Below are 18,948 nucleotides of genomic sequence, written 5' to 3'. Positions count from 1 at the left end.
ATTTGGGGAATGACAAGAGTCTATCTCCGGGCGTGTTTTCATCTCTCCCGCTCGACAGTTTCGTGTGTCAAACCCCTCATTGTCCAGACTTCCATCAGTCAGGGCGTGACAACGTCAGGCTCAAAAAGCTCTATGGCCCTGAACAGCGTCGTCTCCTCCGGTGTCGTACCTGTGGCACCAACTTCAGCGAGACCAAGGGGACACCGTACTGGGGAAGCAAATTGTCTCCTGCACGTGTCGACAGCATCGTTGACCATCTCACTCACGGCAATTGCTTTTCATCCACAGCATCCCTCACCGGCTGTCATCGCACGACCGTTGCTCGAATCATGCGTCAAGCTGGTGTCCACTTACAGCAGTTCCATAACCAGCATGCTCGTGACCTCAAGGTCACGAGCATGCAAGCCGACGAGCGCCATAGTTTCGTCGGTGAGAAAGCCGAGCAAGCCTGGGATTTCACCGTTGTAGACCCCAGAAGCAAGTTCGTCATTGAAGGGCAGGTCGGCACGAGGACGACCGAATTGACGAAGATTCTGCTGATCGGGGCAAAGGAACGGCTTGCCGCTCCCCAGAATCTCGTGCTGTTCACAGATGGATATTTGCCCTACCAGAGCTTATTTCCAGAACTGTTCGGCACGGCGTGGCAACCACCGAGACAGGGAAAGCGTGGACGCTTTCCACAGCAGGCTTACCGAATCCCACGGCGTCTGGCCCACGTCCGCATCATCAAGGAGTACAGCGGAAAACGGGTCGTGGGCGTGAGGACAGAAGTTGCGGCTGGAACGCAGAAACGGGTCAATCAAGAGTTACAGAGTCTCGGTTACACGACGCCAAATACCTCAGCGGTGGAGCGCCAGAATGGAACAGCCCGGCGAATGAACCCACATCTGGCGCGCAAAAGCCTCGCGTTTGCGAGGCTTCCCTTTCATCGAGTCACATTGGCTGGGCTGGTTCAGGGCGTCTACAACTGGTGCAGGACGCAAAGGGGACTGCGCCAGTCGCTGGTAAAGCCAGTAGGACGACGAAAATATGCTCAGCGCACACCAGCGATGGCGATTGGGTTGACTTCGCGGTGCTGGACAATCCGAGAACTGCTCAGCCTGCCCTGTGGTGCTGCCTGTCGGTCATAGTTCCAGCCAACTACCCTGGCTTGCGGACGGAACAGACGGAATGCTGCTAAAAGACCTTGCCTCCCTCGCGCCGCTGTTCTTGCAAGAGGCCCAGGTCAGCCAGCTTGCGGGCGTGGTGGTGGGCCAGATTCGCTGCCATGCCTGCCCTTTGTGCCACGTCCGAGGGCGAAACGGGAGCGGTAAACAGCGACAGGAAAGCGGAGTCCTGCCGCAGAGCGCGGGCGGCGGCGGGGTCGGTGACGGTCAGATGGGCGGGAAGGTCAGTCATGCGGCCCAGTCTGAACCGCACGGTTTCAGCGGGCCAGGGCGCAGGCTGAAGGCCCCGACCTGCCGCCCCTGTCCTGTTAATCTGCCCGCATGACCCCCGACCCCTTCTCGGCTGCCAAAGTCAGAATGCGCGAGTTGGCGGCGGCATACGGGGCCGGGTTGCCGGGACGCGACACCCACAGCCTGATGACCGGGCTGCCGGGGGTGGAACTGCGGTTTCTTTCGCTGGGCTGGCGCGACGGCGCGTTCGACCCGGAACACAACGTCATCGTCATCAATTCGGACGTGCGGCCCGAGCGGCAGCGGTTTACCCTCGCCCACGAAATCGGTCACGCGCTGCTGCTGGGTGACGACGACCTGCTCTCCGACCTGCACGACGCCTATGAGGGCGATGAACTGGAGCAGAAGATAGAAACGCTGTGCAACGTGGCGGCGGCGGCGATTCTGATGCCTGAACCCGTCGTCGCCGAGATGCTCGAACGCTTCGGTGCCACAGGCCGCGCCCTGGCCGAACTTGCCAAGCGGGCCGAGGTCAGCGCGTCGTCGGCCCTCTACGCGCTGGCCGAGGCGACCCCGGAACCGACCATCTACGCGGTGTGCGCCCTGGGCAAGCCGCCGCGTGAAGCGCTCCCCGCCGACCCGGACTCCCCGAGCGGCGAGAAAGTGCTGTCGGTGCGGGCCAGCAGCTCGACCCGCGACGTGAAATACACCCTGGCGAGCGGCACCCCCATCCCGGGCGACCACCCGGCAGCGGTGGCCTTCGAAACCGGCATGGAGGTCAAGGAAAGCAGCTACGTGCCCTTCCGCTCGGGCAAAAAGATGAAGGCGTTCGTGGCGGCCTACCCCTCGCGCGGCCTCGTGACGGTCAGTTTTCAGCTCGACGCCGCCAGACTGGGCAAAAAGGAAGACCGGGCGTGAACTGGGCGCAGCGTCCCCACCGGCTCACTTTCGGTTTTCCCGTCCCCGGCGCAGAAAAAACTGGGGAAGGCTGGGCGCTGCGCTGGGCGGGCTGCCGGGTGATGGGCATCCTCAACGCCACGCCCGACAGTTTCAGCGACGGCGGGCGACACCTGGGGCTGGACGCGGCCCTCGCCACCGCCCGCCGGATGCGTGACGCGGGCGTATTCATGCTCGACATCGGCGGCGAAAGCACCCGCCCCGGCGCGGAACCGGTGGACGCCGCCACCGAGCTTGACCGCGTATTGCCGCTCATTCGCGCCCTGACAGGCGAAAACGTCCTGCTCAGCATCGACACCATGAAGCCCGAAGTGGCTGCTGAGGCCCTGAAAGCCGGAGCACATCTGGTCAACGACGTGACCGGGCTGCGCGACCCCGACATGGTGCGGGTCTGTGCCGGGGCGGGGGCCGCCGCCTGCATCATGCACATGCAGGGCGAGCCGCGCACCATGCAGCACCAGCCGACATATGGCGACGTGGTGGCCGAGGTTCACGGTTATTTGCGCCAGAGGGCCGCCGAGGTGAAGGCGGCGGGCGTGCCCTCGGTCCTGCTCGACCCCGGCATCGGCTTCGGCAAGACGCTGGAACACAACCTCAGCCTGCTGCGGGCGGTGGGCGACCTCGCCAGCGGCCCTGACCCCGTCTTGATGGCCGCCAGCCGCAAAAAGACCATCGACCTGATTGCGGGGGTGCCGAACGCCGCCGACCGCGACCCCGGCAGCTTCGCCCTTCATCTGCACGCGGCCCGGCAAGGCGCGGCGCTGGTGCGGCTGCACGCGGCGGGGGAGATGGTGCAGGCGCTGCGGGTGGAAGCGGCGCTGGCGGTTGATGTTGAGAGTTGACGGTTCCGCTTCGCTGATGGTCGATGGAGCGGGCAACCCAACATCTTTGAGTGCAGAAGCTGGGAAGGGAGAGGAAATGTTCCCTTTCCCCTCTCCTCTTCACCCTCTACCCTAACCTCATGTCCAAAATCGTCCTGCAAGGTCTGGAATTTCACGCCCATCACGGCGTTTTTGCTACCGAAGGTGTGCTGGGGGCGCGGTTCGTGGTGGACGCCGAACTGCACTACCCCTTTGCCGGAATAGCCGACGACCTGGACGAAGCGGTGAACTACGCCGCCGCCTACGTCGCCATTCGTGAGGAAGTGACCGAAAAGACCCACCAACTGATAGAAGTGCTGGCCGACCGCATCGCTGACCGCCTGCTGAGCGACTTCCCGAAGCTGGAGCGCGTGCGGGTGCGGGTTCACAAGCCCTTTGCGCCGCTGCCGGGGATTTTCCGCGACGTGTGCGCCGAAATCGAAAAGGGACGCGAATGACCACCGCATTCATCGCGCTGGGGGCCAATCTGGGCGAGGCCGAGGCGACCTTGCGCGCCGCGCTTACCGGACTCCGCAGCCTGGGCGAAGTGCGCGGGGTGTCGGCCCTTTACCGCACCGCTCCTGTCGGCGGCCCCCCCGGACAGCCCGACTACCTCAACGCCGCCGCCGAACTCGAAACCGACCTCTCCGCGCCCGACCTGCTCGCCGCCCTGCACGCGCTGGAGGCCACCGCCGGACGCACCCGCGAAGTGCGCTGGGAGGCCAGAACCCTCGACCTCGACCTGATCGTGTACGGCGACCTGACCTCGGACGACCCGGCCCTGACCCTGCCGCACCCCCGCGCCTGGGAGCGGGCCTTCGTGCTGGCCCCGCTGAGCGACCTCGCGCCCTCCCTCGCCCACCCGCGCACCGGGGAAACGGTGGCCGACGCCCTGGCCCGCGCCAATCCCGAAGGCATAGAACGCCTGAGCGACCACTGGGCCGATGAATAGCCATAAAAAACCCCCCAACAAGGGGGTCTTTCTTCTTGCCCTCTGCCTTCAGCCTTCAGCCATCGGTAGCGTCAGCCTTATTCGTCGTCCCCCGTTTCCTCCGCCACGCGCTTGCCCGCCATCCATTCCAGACCCGCCCACATCAGCTCGTCGAGGTCGCCGTCGAGCACGTCGTCGGGGTTGTGGGCCATCAGGCCGGTGCGGTGGTCCTTGATGTACTGCTTGTCGAGCACGTAGGAGCGCATCTGGCTGCCCCACTCCACCTTGGCCTGCTGACCACGCGCGGCGAGTTCTTCCGCCTCGCGCTTTTTCATCTCGATGTCGTACAGGCGCTGCTTGAGGATTTGCAGGGCGAGTTCGTGGTTCTTGATCTGGCTGCGGGTAATCTGACACGCCACCGCGATGCCGGTGGGCAAGTGGGTGAGACGCACCGCCGAGTCGGTGGTGTTCACGCCCTGCCCGCCCGCGCCCTGCGAGCGGAACACGTCGCGCCGCAGGTCGGAATCGGGAATGTGGATGTTGATTTCTTCTTCCGGCACTTCCGGCACCACGTCCACACTGGCAAAGCTGGTCTGGCGGCGGTTGTTGGAATCGAACGGCGAGACGCGCACCAGCCGGTGCACCCCGTGTTCGGGGGCCATCATCCCGAAGGCCTTTTCGCCCCGGATGATGAATTCGATGCTCTGGTATCCGGCCTGGTCGCCCGCCACCTCGTCCAGAATGTCCACCTTGTAGCCCCGGCGCTCGGCCCAGCGCATGTACATGCGGGCCAGCATTCCGGCCCAGTCCTGCGCCTCGGTGCCGCCCGCGCCGCCCTTGACGCGCACGATGGCGGGGGTGTCGGCGTGCTTCATGGTAAAGAGCGTCTCGCGGTAGAGGTCGTCCACGCGCTTTTGCAGCCCGGCCTGCTCCTCTTCCAGCATGGCCCGCTCTTCCTCGTCGGCGAGTTCCAGCATCTCGCTCAGGCCCTGGGCGTCGGCGCTCAGGCCGCCGTATTCCTCCACGATTTTGCGCACACTCCCGGCTTCCTGCGTGACCTGCCGGGCGCGGTTCTGGTCGTTCCAGAGGTCGGGGTCGCTGAGTTCGCGGTCGAGTTCGTTCAGCCTGCGCGTTTTGCCGGGAATGTCAAAGGTACTCCCGGAGCGACGCGAGTTTTTCCAGCAGTTCTTGCATGGTGCGTGTCTCCTTTCCGCGCGGCCTGTGTTCGTAGGCGTAACCCGTTGGGCGGGGTGCGGACTGTGCCAAGCGGACAGTATAGCCGCCGGGCGCCTGCCGGGACGGTGCCGCCGCCGCTTTCCCCGCCGCTTTCCCACGCCGCGAGTGCTCGCGTGGCCCTTGCCCCCAGCACCGGATGTCTGGTACCCTGACCTTTAGTGTCTCGCGCTTGGTAGGGCCGAGATGACCGGGTGGCTTTCCCGGACACGGACGTTCTTCCCCCCAGAAGCGGGCCGTCGTCGCCAGCCAAATCCCCCTTTTTACGGAGTCTCAAGGTGAAAACCTACATCCCCAAAAACGACGAGCAGAACTGGGTCGTGGTGGACGCCTCGGGCGTGCCCCTCGGCCGCCTCGCCACCCTGATCGCTTCGCGCATTCGTGGCAAGCACCGCCCCGACTTCACCCCCAACATGATTCAGGGTGACTTCGTGGTGGTCATCAACGCCCAGCAGGTGGCCCTGACCGGCAAGAAGCTGGACGACAAGGTCTACACCCGCTACACCGGCTACCAGGGCGGCCTGAAGACCGAAACCGCCCGCGAAGCGCTGGCCAAGCACCCCGAGCGCGTCATTGAGCACGCTGTGTTCGGCATGCTGCCCAAAGGCCGTCAGGGCCGTGCGATGCACGCCCGCCTGAAGGTCTACGCGGGTGAAGCCCACCCCCACAGCGCCCAGAAGCCGCAAGTTCTTAAGACGCAGCCGCTCGAGGTCAAATAATCATGGCGATTCAGCAACCTGAACAGTACTACGGCACCGGCCGCCGCAAGGCCGCTGTCGCCCGCGTGTTCCTGCGCCCTGGCGAAGGCAAGATCGTCGTCAACGGCAAGGAGTTCCAGACCTACTTCCGTGGCCTGCTGCGTGCGGTCAACGCCCTTCAGGGCTTCCGTGAAACCGGCACCGCTGGCCGCTTCGACGCGGTCATCACCGTGACCGGTGGCGGCCCCAGCGGCCAGGCCGACGCGATCAAGCTCGGCATCGCCCGCGCCCTGCTCAAGGTCAACCCCGACTTCCGCGCCCAGATGAAGCCCAAGGGCCTGCTGACCCGCGACCCCCGCGAAGTCGAGCGCAAGAAGTACGGCCTGAAAAAGGCCCGCCGCGCCCCCCAGTTCAGCAAGCGCTGAAGCTCGCTGCCCCCATGGCCCCTTCCCAACCGGGAGGGGGTTTTTTGTGGTCCGCCTGCCGCGCGTTAAACTGCGTCTCGTGCGCCGCCTCCTGCTTCTGAGCTTCCTGCTGCTGCCGGTGGCCCGTGCCCCGCAGGCCCAGTCCGCACCGCCGGTGGTCCCGACCGTGACCCTGGAACGCGAACCGGGGCCGACAGGTGCCCTGGCCCGGACCCTGACCGGGGTGCCGAGCGGCGTCCGCACCGCCCTGCTGGTGCGCGACCTGAACACCGGAAAGGTGCTGGCCGCGCTGGAACCCGACCGCCCCCTGATTCCGGCGAGCACCATCAAGCTGGTCACGGCGGCGGCGGTGCTGTACGACCGGGGCGGCGCGGGCGGCTGGTGGAGCACCGAACTGACGGTTCCGGCCACCGAAGCGGGGAGGAGCCGGGTCACGGTGCTGACCCTGCGCGGCAGTGCCGACCCCACCCTGAGTGTGGAAGGCACCCCCAACAGCCTGCGGGCGCTGGCGGAGCAGGCCCGCGCACGCGGCGTCCGGGCGGTGGGCGCGGTGCGCATCGATACCCTGCCGCTGGACGCGACCAGTTTCGAGGCCACCGAACTGGGCCTGCCCATGCCCGCCGTGCGGCTGCGCGAGTGGGAAGACCGCCCCCCCACTTCCGCCGCCGAGGCCCGGCGCCGCCTGGGGGCCACCCTGATCGCCGAACTGCGCCGCGTGGGCATCACGGTGGGCAGCGAGGAGGTCACTTCGGCCCCGGCGTACCGGCCTTATGTGCCGCCCCCCCGCCAGGACGAGAAGGGACGGCCCCTGGCGCCCGAATTGCTGATTCCGCTGGAGCGGCGCCCCGAACAGGGGGTGGCGAGTGTGCGCAGCGGTTCGCCGTTCGCTTTCCTCGCCTCCACCCTGCGCCCGAGCGACAACCTGCGGGCCGAGGCGCTGCTCGCCACCGTCGCGGTGCGCCCTGGCGAGACCGGCACGCTCAGGAGTGCCCTGAAGCGCGAGCGGGCCATCTTGCAGCGCATGGGCCTGGACCTGTCCGGCGCGGTGCTGGAAGACGGCAGTGGCCTCGGGCGCGGCAACCGCCTGACCCCCCGGCAACTCACCGGCCTGCTGGGGGTGATGTACGTCCTGCCCTATCCCGTCGCCGGAAAACAGGGGCGCACACTGCCCCCGGCGCTCTACCGCGCCCGCCACAACGCCTTCGCCGAGGCGCTGCCCCAGGCCGGAACCGGCGAGGACGTGCCGGGGCGCGAGGGACGCGGCGGCACGCTGGCCCTGCGCCTCCTGGGGTCGGGGCTGGACGTGCGCGCCAAGACCGGCACCCTGCCCGGCGTGAGTACGCTGGCGGGATACATGACGTCGAAAAGCGGGCGCCCGCTCGCCTTCGCCCTGATGATGAACGGCCCGGAAGACAGCCCCATCCTGACGCTGAGGGCCTTGCAGGACCAGGCGGTGCGCGACATCGCCGCCGCCTTCTGAGGGCCTCTGCCGGGTTTCCGACACGGAGCAAGCACCTCTTGACCTACACTGTCAGGCAAGATGCAGCGGGAAACGGGGCGGGGACGGCAAATCAGGCGCGTGGTGGTCGCGACGAGCAATGCAGGCAAGGTGCGCGAGCTTCAGGAGGCGCTCGCGCCGCTGGGGTGGCAGTGCGAGGGCCTGGGGTCGGTCACGCTGCCCGAGGAAACCGGCAGCACCTACGAGGAAAACGCCGCCCTCAAAGCCTGCGCCGCCGCGATGGCGACCGGCCTGCCTGCCCTGGCCGACGACTCGGGCATCGAGGTGCTGGCGCTGGGAGGGCAGCCGGGGGTGTACTCGGCCCGTTTCGGCAACGTGGGCAGCGACGTGGAGCGCAACGTCCTCTTGCTCGAAAAGATGCGCCACAAGACCGACCGCCGCGCCAAGTTCGTGTCGGTGCTGGTCCTGGCCTACCCCGACGGCAAGCTCGAAGAGTACCGGGGCGAGGTGACAGGCCAACTGCTCGAAGGCCCGCGTGGGGAGGGCGGCTTCGGCTACGACCCGCTGTTTCTCCCCGACGGCTCCGCGCTGAGCATGGGCGAGATGACGCTGGAGCAGAAGCAGGCCATCAGCCACCGGGGCCGGGCGCTCGCGGCACTGCTGGCCGCCCACGGCGCATGAAGGCCGGTGCGCCGAACGCTTTGTCAGCTAACATAGACCGACTGTGAACACCCCCCCCGACCTGTCCCCGCCCGATGTGGCCCCGCCGGAGCTGTCTGCACCCGCCGACCTGCTCACGGTGGACGTACACGCGCAGTTGCTGGCAGGCGACGAGGCGGCGTGGCACCGCTTCATCAGCGAGTACGAGGGCCGCATCTACGGCTACCTCTACCGCCTGGAGGGCAACAGCGAGGATGCCCTGGACCTCACCCAGGAAGTGTTTTACCGGGCGTGGCGCTCCATTCGGACCTTTCGCCCCGGCGAGCGGGCGCTGCCCTGGCTGTACCAGGTCGCCCGCAACACCCAGATCGAGTCGCACCGCCGCAAGCAGCACGCCCGCTTCAGCCTGGAAGAAGCCCGCGAGGACATCGGCTTCGAGGTGCCCAGTGACGCCCGCTCTCCGGTGCAGGCCGCCGAGAGCGAGCAGGCCCAGGACCGCGTGCAGCGGGCGCTGATGCAGCTGGCCCCCGAATACCGCGAAGCGGTGGTGCTGCGCTTTGTCGAGGACCTCACCTACGACGAAATCGCCCGCATTCAGGGGGTCGCCACCGGCACCGCCAAGAGCCGCGTGTTCCGGGCCAAAGAACAACTCGCCGACCTGCTGGCCGACGTGTCGGACGTGCACTGATAAGTAGCTCCCGGCTACAGTTCCGTGTGTCCGGGAAAAGCACCCGAACCCCCTCCACTTCCGCCCAGAGCTACTTTTGCCTTCTCGCTCCGCTCGGGGCAATGACCTAGTCATCACCCGGCAGCTACTTACCACTTTGAAAAATAGATTGCCTATAAAATCTATTTTTCCGAGCAAGGCGAGTGGAAGAGAAGGCGCGGATGCACTTCGGGTTCTGGCAAAGAAAAAGAGCAGAGAAGCCTTTGCCTCGGCTCCCTGCTCTCTTCCCTCTTTCCTCAGCGCGGCAGCACGCTCGTCCCCATCAGGAACTCGTCCACCGCCCGCGCCGCCTGCCGCCCCTCACGGATGGCCCACACGACGAGGCTCTGGCCCCGGCGCATGTCGCCCGCCGCGAACACGCCCGACACGGTGGTCGCGTAGCCGCCCTCGACTTCGGTGCCCGCCAGCGCGTTGCCGCGCGGGTCTTTTTCCACGCCGAAGGAGTCGAGCACGCTCTGCATGGGGTTGGTAAAGCCCATCGCCAGCAGCACGAGGTCGGCCTTGTGGGTTTCCTCGGTGCCGGGCACTTCCTCCAGCTTGCCGTCTTTCAGCTCCACGCGCACGGTCTTGACGCCCGTGACCTTGCCGCCCTTGCCGATAAATTCCTTGGTGGCGATGGCGAATTCGCGCACCGCGCCTTCCTCGTGGCTGGTGCTGGTGCGGAGTTTCATGGGCCAGTAGGGCCAGGTCAGCGGCTTATTTTCCTGTTCGGGGGGCTGGGGCATCACCTCGAACTGGGTCACGCTGGCGGCCCCGTGGCGGTTGCTGGTGCCCACGCAGTCGCTGCCGGTGTCGCCGCCGCCGATGACCACCACATGCTTGCCGTCGGCGCGCAGCTGACCTTTCAGTTTGTCGCCCGCGTTGACGCGGTTTTGTCCCGGCAAAAACTCCATCGCGAAGTGAATGCCGCCGAGGTTGCGCCCCGGTGCGGGCAGGTCACGCGGGGTTTCCGCGCCGCCCGCCAGCAGCACGGCGTCAAATTGCCCTTGCAGTTCGGCGGGGGTCACGCGCTCGGTGCTGAGGTTGGTGACTTTGCTCGCTTCGTCCCAGTCGCCCACCAGCACGCCGGTGCGGAAGGTGACGCCCTCGGCCTTCATCTGCTCTACGCGGCGGTCGATGTGCGACTTTTCCAGCTTGAAGTCGGGAATGCCGTAGCGCAGCAGGCCGCCTGCGCGGTCGTTTTTCTCGAACACGGTCACGTCATGCCCGGCGCGGGCGAGTTGCTGCGCCGCCGCCAGCCCAGCGGGGCCGGAGCCGACCACAGCCACCTTTTTCCCGGTTTTGACCTGCGGGGGTTCGGGCGTGACCCAGCCTTCCTGCCAGCCGCGCTCGATGATGGCGAGTTCGATGGACTTGATGCCCACCGGGTCGCCGCTGATGTTGAGCGTGCAGGCCGCCTCGCACGGCGCGGGGCAGATGCGCCCGGTGAATTCGGGGAAATTGTTGGTGCTGTGCAGCGTCTCCAGGGCCGATTGCCAGTCGCTCGCGTAGATCAGATTGTTAAAGTCGGGAATCAGGTTGTTCACCGGACAGCCGTTGTTGCAAAAGGGAATGCCGCAGTCCATGCAGCGGGTCGCCTGCAAGCGGGCCGAGGCCGGGTCGAGCGGCAACATGAATTCGTGGTAGTGCTTCAGCCGGGCATCGACGGGCGCGTACTGCTCCTTGATGCGGGGTTGTTCCAGAAAACCGGTGATTTTGGACATGTGGTGTCTCCGGGGTGGAGAGGTGAGCGGGTCTGGACGCGCCCCCCTCCCCAAGCTTTTGCAAGGCCCTCCCCACCTGCGGGGGAGGGTAAAAACTCTGAAGTGGCGGTTTGTGGAGAGAGGGGATTTACTTCGTCAGTGTTCCCTTGCCGCCGTACTTGTTCTCCGGCTGGCCGGTCTGCATGCGGGTGGTGTCTGCGGCCTGCACGGTTCCCTCGTGGGCCTGGGTGCGTTCCTTCAGGGCGCGGGCGTACTCGTGGGGCATCACCTTCACGAATTTCGTCAGGGCGCTCTCCCAGTCGTCGAGCAGGTCGCTGGCGGTTTGCGACCCCGTCCAGCGGTGGTGCTTTTCGATGAGTTCGCGCAGTTGGGCTTCGTCGGCGCGGCCCATGTGCAGTTGCCAGGGAATCGCGCTCTGCATCTGCTCGTCTTGGGGCTGCACGCGCTCCAGGCCGACCATGCTGAGGTTGCAGCGTCGCTCGAAGGTGCCTTCGGGGTCGTAGACATACGCCACGCCGCCCGACATGCCCGCCGCGAAGTTGCGTCCGGTGGGGCCGAGGACCACCACCGTACCGCCCGTCATGTACTCGCAGCCGTGGTCGCCTGTGCCTTCGACGACCGCCGACGCGCCCGACAGACGCACCGCGAAGCGTTCGCCCGCCACACCCCGGAAGTACGCTTCGCCGCTGGTCGCGCCGTATAGGGCCGTGTTGCCGATGATGATGTTGTTTTCGGCCTTGCCCCGGAATTCGATGCTGGGCCGCACCACCACGCGCCCACCGCTCAGGCCCTTGCCCGCGAAGTCGTTGGCGTCGCCAATCAGGTAGAGCGTCAGGCCCGGAGCCAGGAACGCGCCGAAGGATTGCCCGCCCGTGCCTTCCATCTGGATGAACACCGTCTGGTCGGGGAGGCCCTGGGGCCGGTGGCGGATGAGTTCGCCCGAGAGCATCGCGCCCACCGAGCGGTTGACGTTGCGCACGTCCTGAAGGAAATGGACGCGCTCGCCCCTTTCGATGGCGGGGCGGCACTTCTCGATGAGCGTCAGGTCGAGTGCCCGGTCGAGTTCGTGGTCCTGCGTGGTCAGGTGACGCGTGCCGACCTCGGCGGGCACTTCGGGGCGGTAGAACACGCGGCTAAAATCCAGCCCCTGCGCCTTCCAGTGCTCGATTCCGGCGCGGGTGTCGAGCAAATCCGAGCGGCCAATCAGCTCGTCGAAGGTGCGGATGCCGAGCTGCGCCATAATCCGCCGCGCCTCTTCGGCCACGAAGAAGAAGTAGTTGATGACGTGTTCGGGCTTGCCGGTAAAGCGGGCCCGCAGCACCGGGTCTTGCGTCGCCACCCCCACCGGGCAGGTGTTGAGGTGACACTTCCGCATCATGATGCAGCCTTCGGCGACCAGCGGCGCCGTCGCAAAGCCGAATTCGTCGGCGCCCAGCAGCGCAGCGATGACCACGTCGCGCCCGGTCTTGAGCTGCCCGTCGGTTTGGAGGCGGACGCGGTCACGCAGGCGGTTGAGCACCAGCGTCTGCTGCGTTTCGGCCAGGCCCAGTTCCCAGGGGCTGCCCGCGTGCTTGATGCTGCTCCAGGGACTTGCGCCCGTGCCGCCGTCGTGCCCCGCCACCACGATGTGGTCGGCCTTCGCTTTCGCCACGCCCGCCGCAATCGTGCCCACGCCGACTTCGGACACCAGCTTGACCGAGATGTCGGCCCTGGGGTTCACGTTCTTGAGGTCGTGGATGAGCTGCTTGAGGTCTTCGATGGAGTAGATGTCGTGGTGGGGCGGCGGCGAAATCAGGCCCACACCCGGCACCGAGTGACGCAGGAAGCCGATGTACTCGCTGACCTTGCCACCGGGAAGCTGCCCGCCCTCGCCGGGTTTGGCCCCCTGCGCCATCTTGATTTGAATCTGGTCGGCGCTGCTGAGGTATCCCGCCGTGACCCCGAAGCGGCCCGAAGCCACCTGCTTGATTTTGGAGCGCAGGCTGTCGCCGCTTTGCAGCGGGTAGTCCACTTCCACACGCTCCTGGCCCAGGATGCTCGCCAGGGTTTCGCCCTCGCCCAGCGTCTCGCCGCGCATTTCGCGCTCGTAGCGGGCGGGGTCTTCGCCGCCTTCCCCGGTGTTGCTCTTGCCGCCGATACGGTTCATGGCGACGGCGAGGGTGGCGTGCGCCTCGCTGGAAATGGAGCCGAGGCTCATCGCGCCCGTCGCGAAGCGCTTGACGATTTCGGCGGCGCTTTCGACTTCCTCGAGGGGCACCGGGGTCGCGCCCGCCGTCTTGAACTCGAACAGCCCGCGCAGCGTCATGTGGCGCTTGCTCTGGTCGTTGATGATTCGGGCGTACTCCTCGTAGGTGCTGAACTGCCCGCCGCGCACCGCGTGTTGCAGCTTGGCGACGGCGTCGGGCGTCCACATGTGCTCCTCGCCGCGCGTGCGCCAGGCGTACTCGCCGCCCGCGTCCAGGTTCTTTTCGAGCAGCGGGTCTTCGCTGAAGGCCGCCTGGTGTGTCCGCAGGGCTTCTTCGGCCACCTCGAAGATGCCGATGCCGCCCACCTGACTCGCCGTGCCGTAGAAGTACTTCTGCACGAAGCTTTCTTGCAGGCCCACCGCTTCGAACAGTTGAGCGCCGCAGTAGCTCATGTAGGTGCTGACGCCCATCTTGGACATGATTTTGCTCAGGCCCTTGCCGATGGCCTTAATGTAGTTGTAGATGGCCTTTTCCGGCGTAATCGCCGAGAGGTCGGGCATCCCCGGAATCGGCGCGTGCAGGTCGGTGACGGTTTCCAGCGCGAGGTAGGGGTGAATCGCCTCGGCCCCGTAGCCCGCCAGCGCCGCGAAATGGTGGACTTCGCGGGCGTCGCCGGTTTCGACGACCAGCCCGGCCTTCATCCGCAGCCCCTTTTTGACGAGGTGGTGATGCACGCTGGACAGCGCCAGCAGCGCGGGAATCGCTACGCGGCTGCGGTCCACCCGCTTGTCGGTCAGGATGATGATGTTGTGGCCGGACTCGATGGCGTCCACCGCCCAGGCGTTGATGGTCGCCAGCTTGGCCTCGATGCCGCGTGCGCCCCAGTCGGCGGGGTAGGTGATGTCGAGGTCGAAGGCCTTGAACTTGCCCCGGGTGTGCGCCTCGATGTTTCGGACGCGGGCCATGTCGTCGAAGTCCAGAATGGGCTGCTCGACTTCCAGGCGCATGGCGGGGTTGACCGCGTTGATGTCGAGCAGGTTGGGGCGCGGCCCGACGAAGGAGCGCAGACTCATGACCACCGATTCCCGGATGGGGTCGATGGGCGGGTTGGTCACCTGCGCGAACAGCTGCCGGAAATAGTTGTACAGCGGCTTGGAGCGGTGCGAGAGCACGGCCAGCGGGCTGTCGTTGCCCATGCTCCCGATGCCTTCTTCGCCCGTCTTCGCCATCGGCCCCAGCAGGAACTTGAGGTCTTCCTGGGTGTACCCGAAGGCCTGCTGGCGCCGGAGCAGCGACTCGGCGAACTCGTCCACCGTGCCCGTTTCCTCGGAGTCGTCGAGGCGCAGCCGGGTGTTTTCGACCCACTGGCGGTAGGGCTTGGCCTGCGCGAACTGCATTTTCAGCTCGTCGTCCTCGACAATGCGGCCCTGTTCGAGGTCGATCATGAACATCTTGCCGGGTTGCAGGCGCCACTTCCTGACGATTTGCGACTCGGGAATGGGCAGCACGCCCGACTCGGAGGCGAGCACCACCAGCCCATCGCGGGTCTGGAGGTAGCGGGCAGGGCGCAGGCCGTTGCGGTCAAGCATCGCGCCCACCTGCCGCCCGTCGGTAAAGACCATCGCGGCGGGGCCGTCCCAGGGTTCCATCATGGAGGCGTGGTACTCGTAAAAGGCCCGGCGGCGGTCGTCGAGCAGCGTGTTCTGCTCCCAGGCCTCGGGAATCATCATCATCGCGGCCTGCGCCATCGGGTAGCCCGCCAGGGTCAGCAGTTCCAGCGCGTTGTCGAAGGTCGCCGTGTCGGACTCGCCCTCGAAGGAAATCGGGTAGAGCTTGTTCAGGTCGTCGCCGAACACCGGGCTGCTGAGAATCCCTTCGCGTGCCCGCATCCAGTTGAAGTTGCCCTTGACGGTGTTGATTTCGCCGTTGTGGGCGACCATGCGGTAGGGGTGCGCCAGCCGCCACTCGGGGAAGGTGTTGGTGGAAAACCGCTGGTGAACGACCGCCAGCGCCGACACGACCCGCTCATCCTGCAAATCGAGGTAGTACTCGCCCACCTGGTCGGCGAGCAGCAACCCCTTGTAGATGATGGTGCGGCACGACATGGAGGGCACGTAGTATTCCTGCCCGTGCGTGAAGTTCAGGCCCAGAATCGCGTTGCTCGCCCGCCGCCGGATGACGTACAGCTTGCGCTCCAGCGCGTCGGGCACCAGCGTGTCCGGCCCGGCACCGACAAAAATCTGCCGGATGACCGGCTCTTTTTCCTTGACCGCCGGACTCATGGGCATGGCGTGGTTGACCGGCACGTCTCGCCAGCCGAGCACCACCTGACCTTCCGCCACCACCGCCCGCTCCAGTTCCTGCTCGCAGGCGCGGCGCGAGGCGATTTCCTTGGGCAGGAAAATCATGCCCACGCCGTAGTCGCCGGGGGGCGGCAGTTCGACGCCCTGCGCCTTCATCTCGGCGCGGTAAAAGGCGTCGGGAATCTGAATCAGCAGGCCCGCGCCGTCGCCCATGAGGGGATCGGCGCCGACGGCTCCGCGGTGATCGAGGTTTTCCAGGATTCTCAGGCCCTGCGTGATGATGTGGTGCGACTTTTGCCCGCCGATGTGGGCGACCATGCCCACCCCGCAGGCGTCGTGTTCGGCCCCTGCATACAGCCCGCGCTGCGCGGCCCGTGCAATGCTCTGAGGCGAAATCGAAATGTCGTGTGGTTGCGGTCCCGCTGCCGGGGTTCCCCGCTGGTCGTGTGTCTCCATGTCTGCACCCCTCGCGTCGGCAACTCGCCTGAAGTCCTCGCAGGCTGTTAGACTCAGGTTACCCACCTTGCAACTTCATGCAGCGCCGTTGTTTATAACGCGGCGGAGTTGACCCCTGTTTTTCGACGAAAACTCGGCATTTTTCCGGATATACGGATTCCGATTGAATCTGGTCGTTTCAGATTCAATCCGACTTGCAAAGCTGCGCAGCAGAGCGGATGCGAGTAGGAAAAAATACGGATTCCGCGATATGGATGCACAGGCGGCGCCTTCCCAACTGTATAGGCCCGACTGTGCAGGAATTAAGCGGAATCCGTAGATACCTCTCCAGGCACAGGGGTTCCCCGCGTTGGGGAGACGGGGCTGTCTGCACAGACGGTGCATAAAGATGTAAACGGGCAGGTATAAATGGGGGTTGGGGCAGTGTTAGGCTGCCTGATATGAACACCGACCACCTCACGGCTTCCGGCGCGTATCCCGGCCTTCTGGTCACGCTGCACACCGAAGGCGAAAACAGCGGGGTTCTGGAAATCGTCATCCGCAACGAAAAGACGCTCAACAGTGTGGACCGCCAGGGGCACGCGGCCCTCACGCAAATCTGGCGTGACATAGACGCGGCGAGCGGCGTGCGCTGCGTGCTGATTCGCGGCGAGGGACGCGGCTTTTCGTCGGGCGGCGATTTCGCGCTGATTGAGGAAATGGCGAGCGACTTCACCGCGCTGGCCCGGGTGTGGAAAGAAGCCCGCGACCTCGTGTACAACGTGGTCAACTGCGGCAAACCCATCGTGAGCGCCATTCACGGTCCCTGCGTGGGCGCGGGGCTGGCGGTGGCGCTGCTCGCCGACGTGAGCGTGGCGGCGAAGTCAGCCCGAATCCTCGACGGCCACGTGCAGCTCGGCGTGGCGGCGGGCGACCACGCGGCCATCATCTGGCCCCTACTGTGCGGGCTGAACAAGGCCAAATACCACCTGCTGACCGGCGAGAGCGTGAGCGGCGAGGAAGCCGAGCGCATCGGGCTGGTCAGCCTGTGCGTGCCCGACGAGGAGCTGCTCGACCGTTCGTGGGCGGTGGCCCGCAAGCTGGCCGCCGGCAGCCCCACCGCCGTGCGCTGGACCAAGTACGCCCTGAACAACTGGCTGCGGGCGATGGGACCGACCTTCGACGCCTCACTCGCGCTGGAATTCCTGGGCTTTACCGGCCCCGACATCCACGAGGGGCTGGCCGCCAAACGGGAAAAGCGCGAACCGAAGTTCATGGAGGACGCGCCGATTTGAGGCCTGCAGCTCTCCCCACGCGCACTATCCTGCCTTTCATGTCGTTTTCCCTGTGGCTCTGGGTGGCGCTCGGCGGGGCCGCCGGAGCGGTGTGCCGTCAGGCGACGGTGCTGCTGCTCGCGCCGCTGGTGGCCCGCAGCGGGTTTCCGGTGGCGGTGCTGCTCATCAACGTGCTGGGGTCTTTCCTGCTGGGCCTCACGCTCAGTCTGGTCGGGCGCGGCGTGTGGCCCGACGCGGCGCGGCTCGCCTTCGGGACCGGGGTGCTGGGCGCGTTCACCACCTTTTCCACGTTTGCTGGCGAACTCGACGCCCTGCTGCTGCGCGGCCAGGGCGGGCTGGCCCTCGTCTACGCGGCGCTCAGCGTGGGCCTGGGAGTGACGGCGGCGGTGGCCGGGCGGCTGCTGGGGGCGCGGCTGTGACCGATTCCAAGTCGCCAGCGAAGAAAAAACGCGCCGGGCGCAAGAGAGCGGAGGCGGCGCGCCCGCCCGAGCACTTTCTGGAACTCTCGGAACTGCTCGACTACGTGGGGCAGGTCATCGCGCGGGGGGTGCCCGGCGGCGTGTGGGTGCGGGCCGAAATCGCGTCGCTCACCGACCGGCGGCACCTGTACCTCGACCTCGTGCAGGCGGGCGAGAGCGGCGAGGTCGCCAAGTGCCGGGCGACGGTGTGGGCGCGCGAGCGCTTCGCGCTGGAGGCCAAATTCCGGGGGGCGACGGGCGGCGCGGCGCTGGGCGCGGGGCTGAAGGTGCTGCTGTTCGGGACCGCCGAGTTTCACCCGCAATACGGCTTTTCTTTCAACGTGCTCGACATCGCCCCCGAGTACACCCTGGGCGACGCGGCGCTGCGGCTCGAAGCGATGCGGGCCGAACTGGTCGCCAGTGGGGTCTACGGCCTCAACCGCCTGCTGCCCGTGCCCGGCGACTTTGCGCGGGTGGCGGTCATCGCCCCACGGGAAGCGGCGGGCCTGGGCGACTTCCGGCGCGAAACCGACCCGCTGGAAGCCGCCGGGCTGGTGGAGTTTCATTACCTCGAAGCCACGTTTCAGGGCCGCGAGGCGGGCGCGAGTCTGCTGCGGGCGGTGCAGGCGGCGCGGGCACTGCACGACCAGGAGCCGCTCGACGCCCTGTTCGTGATTCGCGGCGGAGGCGCGGTGACCGACCTCGCGTGGCTCAACGACCTGCCGCTGGCCCGCGCCCTGGCGACCTTTCCCGCGCCCGTCGTGACGGGTCTGGGCCACGCCCGCGACGACACCCTGCCCGACGAGGTGGCCTGCGTCCGCACCGACACGCCGAGCAAGGCCGCCGCTTACCTCGTCCGGACGGTGGTGGAGGCCGCCGCGCAGGCGCAGGAGGCCGCCCGCACCATTCGCGCCGAGGCCGCCCGCGTGCTGGTGGAGGCCAGGGCCGCCGCCGACTGGGCACGCGACCGGGCACGGACGGGAGCGGTGCGCCGCCTCGACGCCGCCGACGCCGAGGTGGACGCCCTGATGCGGCAGGCCCTGGGGCTGACCCCGCAGCGCACCCTGGCCCGGGGCTACGCGCTGGTGCGGAGCGCGGCGGGCCAGCCGGTGACGCGGGCAGCGGGCGTAGAAGCAGGCGAGCGGCTGACCCTGGAATGGAGCGACGGAACCGTGACCGTGCAGGTGGACGCCCCGCGCCCGAACCCCTGACCCTGCTGCG

The 18,948-nt window shown here is 66.8% G+C and carries 17 protein-coding genes; 13 read left to right on the top strand and 4 right to left on the bottom strand.

The window, feature by feature from the left end:
- Positions 1-32 precede the first annotated feature (32 nt).
- The gene (locus G6R31_RS16780) at positions 33-1,130 is read left to right on the top strand and encodes an IS1 transposase (RefSeq protein WP_152423749.1); all 1,098 of its coding nucleotides are present in this window, start codon (positions 33-35) and stop codon (positions 1,128-1,130) included.
- 46 nt (positions 1,131-1,176) lie between these two features.
- On the opposite strand, the gene G6R31_RS10530 is transcribed toward G6R31_RS16780, so the two are convergent.
- Positions 1,177-1,398 (bottom strand): helix-turn-helix domain-containing protein, encoded by a 222-nt coding sequence (locus G6R31_RS10530; protein ID WP_017871398.1) that lies wholly within the window; start codon positions 1,396-1,398, stop codon positions 1,177-1,179.
- A 125-nt stretch (positions 1,399-1,523) separates the two neighbouring features.
- Here G6R31_RS10530 and G6R31_RS10525 point away from each other — a divergent pair, with 125 nt between their 5' ends.
- From G6R31_RS10525 to folK, 4 genes are all read left to right on the top strand, one after another.
- Positions 1,524-2,315, top strand: coding sequence for an ImmA/IrrE family metallo-endopeptidase (locus G6R31_RS10525; protein WP_017871397.1), 792 nt, complete (start codon positions 1,524-1,526; stop codon positions 2,313-2,315).
- Positions 2,312-3,196, top strand: a complete 885-nt coding sequence (gene folP / locus G6R31_RS10520; protein ID WP_017871396.1) for a dihydropteroate synthase — start codon at positions 2,312-2,314, stop codon at positions 3,194-3,196. Before G6R31_RS10525 ends, folP begins: the two co-directional genes overlap by 4 nt.
- Positions 3,197-3,315: 119 nt before the next feature.
- On the top strand, positions 3,316-3,672 hold the full coding sequence (gene folB / locus G6R31_RS10515; protein ID WP_017871395.1) for a dihydroneopterin aldolase: 357 nt from the start codon (positions 3,316-3,318) through the stop codon (positions 3,670-3,672).
- Positions 3,669-4,166 (top strand): 2-amino-4-hydroxy-6-hydroxymethyldihydropteridine diphosphokinase, encoded by a 498-nt coding sequence (gene folK / locus G6R31_RS10510; RefSeq protein ID WP_017871394.1) that lies wholly within the window; start codon positions 3,669-3,671, stop codon positions 4,164-4,166. The genes folB and folK overlap by 4 nt, the downstream gene beginning before the upstream one ends.
- A gap of 77 nt (positions 4,167-4,243) precedes the next feature.
- Here the strand turns inward: folK and prfB are convergent.
- Positions 4,244-5,339, bottom strand: a protein-coding gene (gene prfB, locus G6R31_RS10505; RefSeq protein WP_152423748.1) for a peptide chain release factor 2 whose coding sequence is annotated in 2 segments (ribosomal slippage) — positions 4,244-5,293 and positions 5,295-5,339 — 1,095 coding nt in all. Because the reading frame shifts where the segments join, the coding sequence is not laid out codon by codon here.
- A gap of 317 nt (positions 5,340-5,656) precedes the next feature.
- Between prfB and rplM the strand changes: the two genes are divergently transcribed.
- The 5 genes from rplM (at position 5,657) to G6R31_RS10480 (ending at position 9,308) form a co-directional block, all read left to right on the top strand.
- Positions 5,657-6,097 (top strand): 50S ribosomal protein L13, encoded by a 441-nt coding sequence (gene rplM, locus G6R31_RS10500; RefSeq protein WP_017871392.1) that lies wholly within the window; start codon positions 5,657-5,659, stop codon positions 6,095-6,097.
- A 2-nt stretch (positions 6,098-6,099) separates the two neighbouring features.
- Positions 6,100-6,501 carry a 30S ribosomal protein S9 gene (rpsI, locus tag G6R31_RS10495; protein WP_010886821.1) on the top strand — a complete coding sequence of 134 codons (402 nt, stop codon included), beginning with the start codon at positions 6,100-6,102 and terminating at the stop codon, positions 6,499-6,501.
- A gap of 79 nt (positions 6,502-6,580) precedes the next feature.
- Positions 6,581-7,981, top strand: a complete 1,401-nt coding sequence (locus G6R31_RS10490) for a D-alanyl-D-alanine carboxypeptidase/D-alanyl-D-alanine-endopeptidase (RefSeq protein WP_025567306.1) — start codon at positions 6,581-6,583, stop codon at positions 7,979-7,981.
- Between the two features lie 60 nt (positions 7,982-8,041).
- Complete coding sequence (rdgB, locus tag G6R31_RS10485; protein ID WP_017871391.1) at positions 8,042-8,641, top strand: RdgB/HAM1 family non-canonical purine NTP pyrophosphatase; 600 nt, start codon at positions 8,042-8,044, stop codon at positions 8,639-8,641.
- A 91-nt stretch (positions 8,642-8,732) separates the two neighbouring features.
- Complete coding sequence (locus G6R31_RS10480; protein ID WP_025567304.1) at positions 8,733-9,308, top strand: RNA polymerase sigma factor; 576 nt, start codon at positions 8,733-8,735, stop codon at positions 9,306-9,308.
- 275 nt (positions 9,309-9,583) lie between these two features.
- Here the strand turns inward: G6R31_RS10480 and G6R31_RS10475 are convergent, their stop codons facing one another.
- Both G6R31_RS10475 and G6R31_RS10470 read right to left on the bottom strand, forming a co-directional pair.
- Positions 9,584-11,050 (bottom strand): glutamate synthase subunit beta, encoded by a 1,467-nt coding sequence (locus G6R31_RS10475; protein WP_017871389.1) that lies wholly within the window; start codon positions 11,048-11,050, stop codon positions 9,584-9,586.
- A 127-nt stretch (positions 11,051-11,177) separates the two neighbouring features.
- Positions 11,178-15,995, bottom strand: a complete 4,818-nt coding sequence (locus G6R31_RS10470) for a glutamate synthase-related protein (RefSeq protein ID WP_017871388.1) — start codon at positions 15,993-15,995, stop codon at positions 11,178-11,180.
- A gap of 440 nt (positions 15,996-16,435) precedes the next feature.
- Between G6R31_RS10470 and G6R31_RS10465 the strand changes: the two genes are divergently transcribed.
- From G6R31_RS10465 to xseA, 3 genes are read left to right on the top strand one after another with little or no spacing between them, the layout of a single operon-like run.
- Entirely contained in the window at positions 16,436-17,269 is an 834-nt protein-coding gene (locus G6R31_RS10465; RefSeq protein WP_017871387.1) for an enoyl-CoA hydratase/isomerase family protein, read from the top strand.
- A 38-nt stretch (positions 17,270-17,307) separates the two neighbouring features.
- Positions 17,308-17,688: a fluoride efflux transporter FluC gene (locus G6R31_RS10460; RefSeq protein WP_017871386.1), complete on the top strand. Its 381-nt coding sequence runs from the start codon at positions 17,308-17,310 to the stop codon at positions 17,686-17,688.
- A complete protein-coding gene (gene xseA / locus G6R31_RS10455; RefSeq protein WP_017871385.1) occupies positions 17,685-18,938 on the top strand; it encodes an exodeoxyribonuclease VII large subunit in 1,254 nt (417 codons plus the stop codon). The genes G6R31_RS10460 and xseA overlap by 4 nt, the downstream gene beginning before the upstream one ends.
- Positions 18,939-18,948: the final 10 nt, after the last annotated feature.

It is taken from the genome of Deinococcus wulumuqiensis R12 (assembly GCF_011067105.1).
Classification (GTDB): domain Bacteria; phylum Deinococcota; class Deinococci; order Deinococcales; family Deinococcaceae; genus Deinococcus; species Deinococcus wulumuqiensis.
Note: the sequence above shows the minus strand (reverse complement) of the source record. Positions and strands in the feature narration are given on the sequence as shown.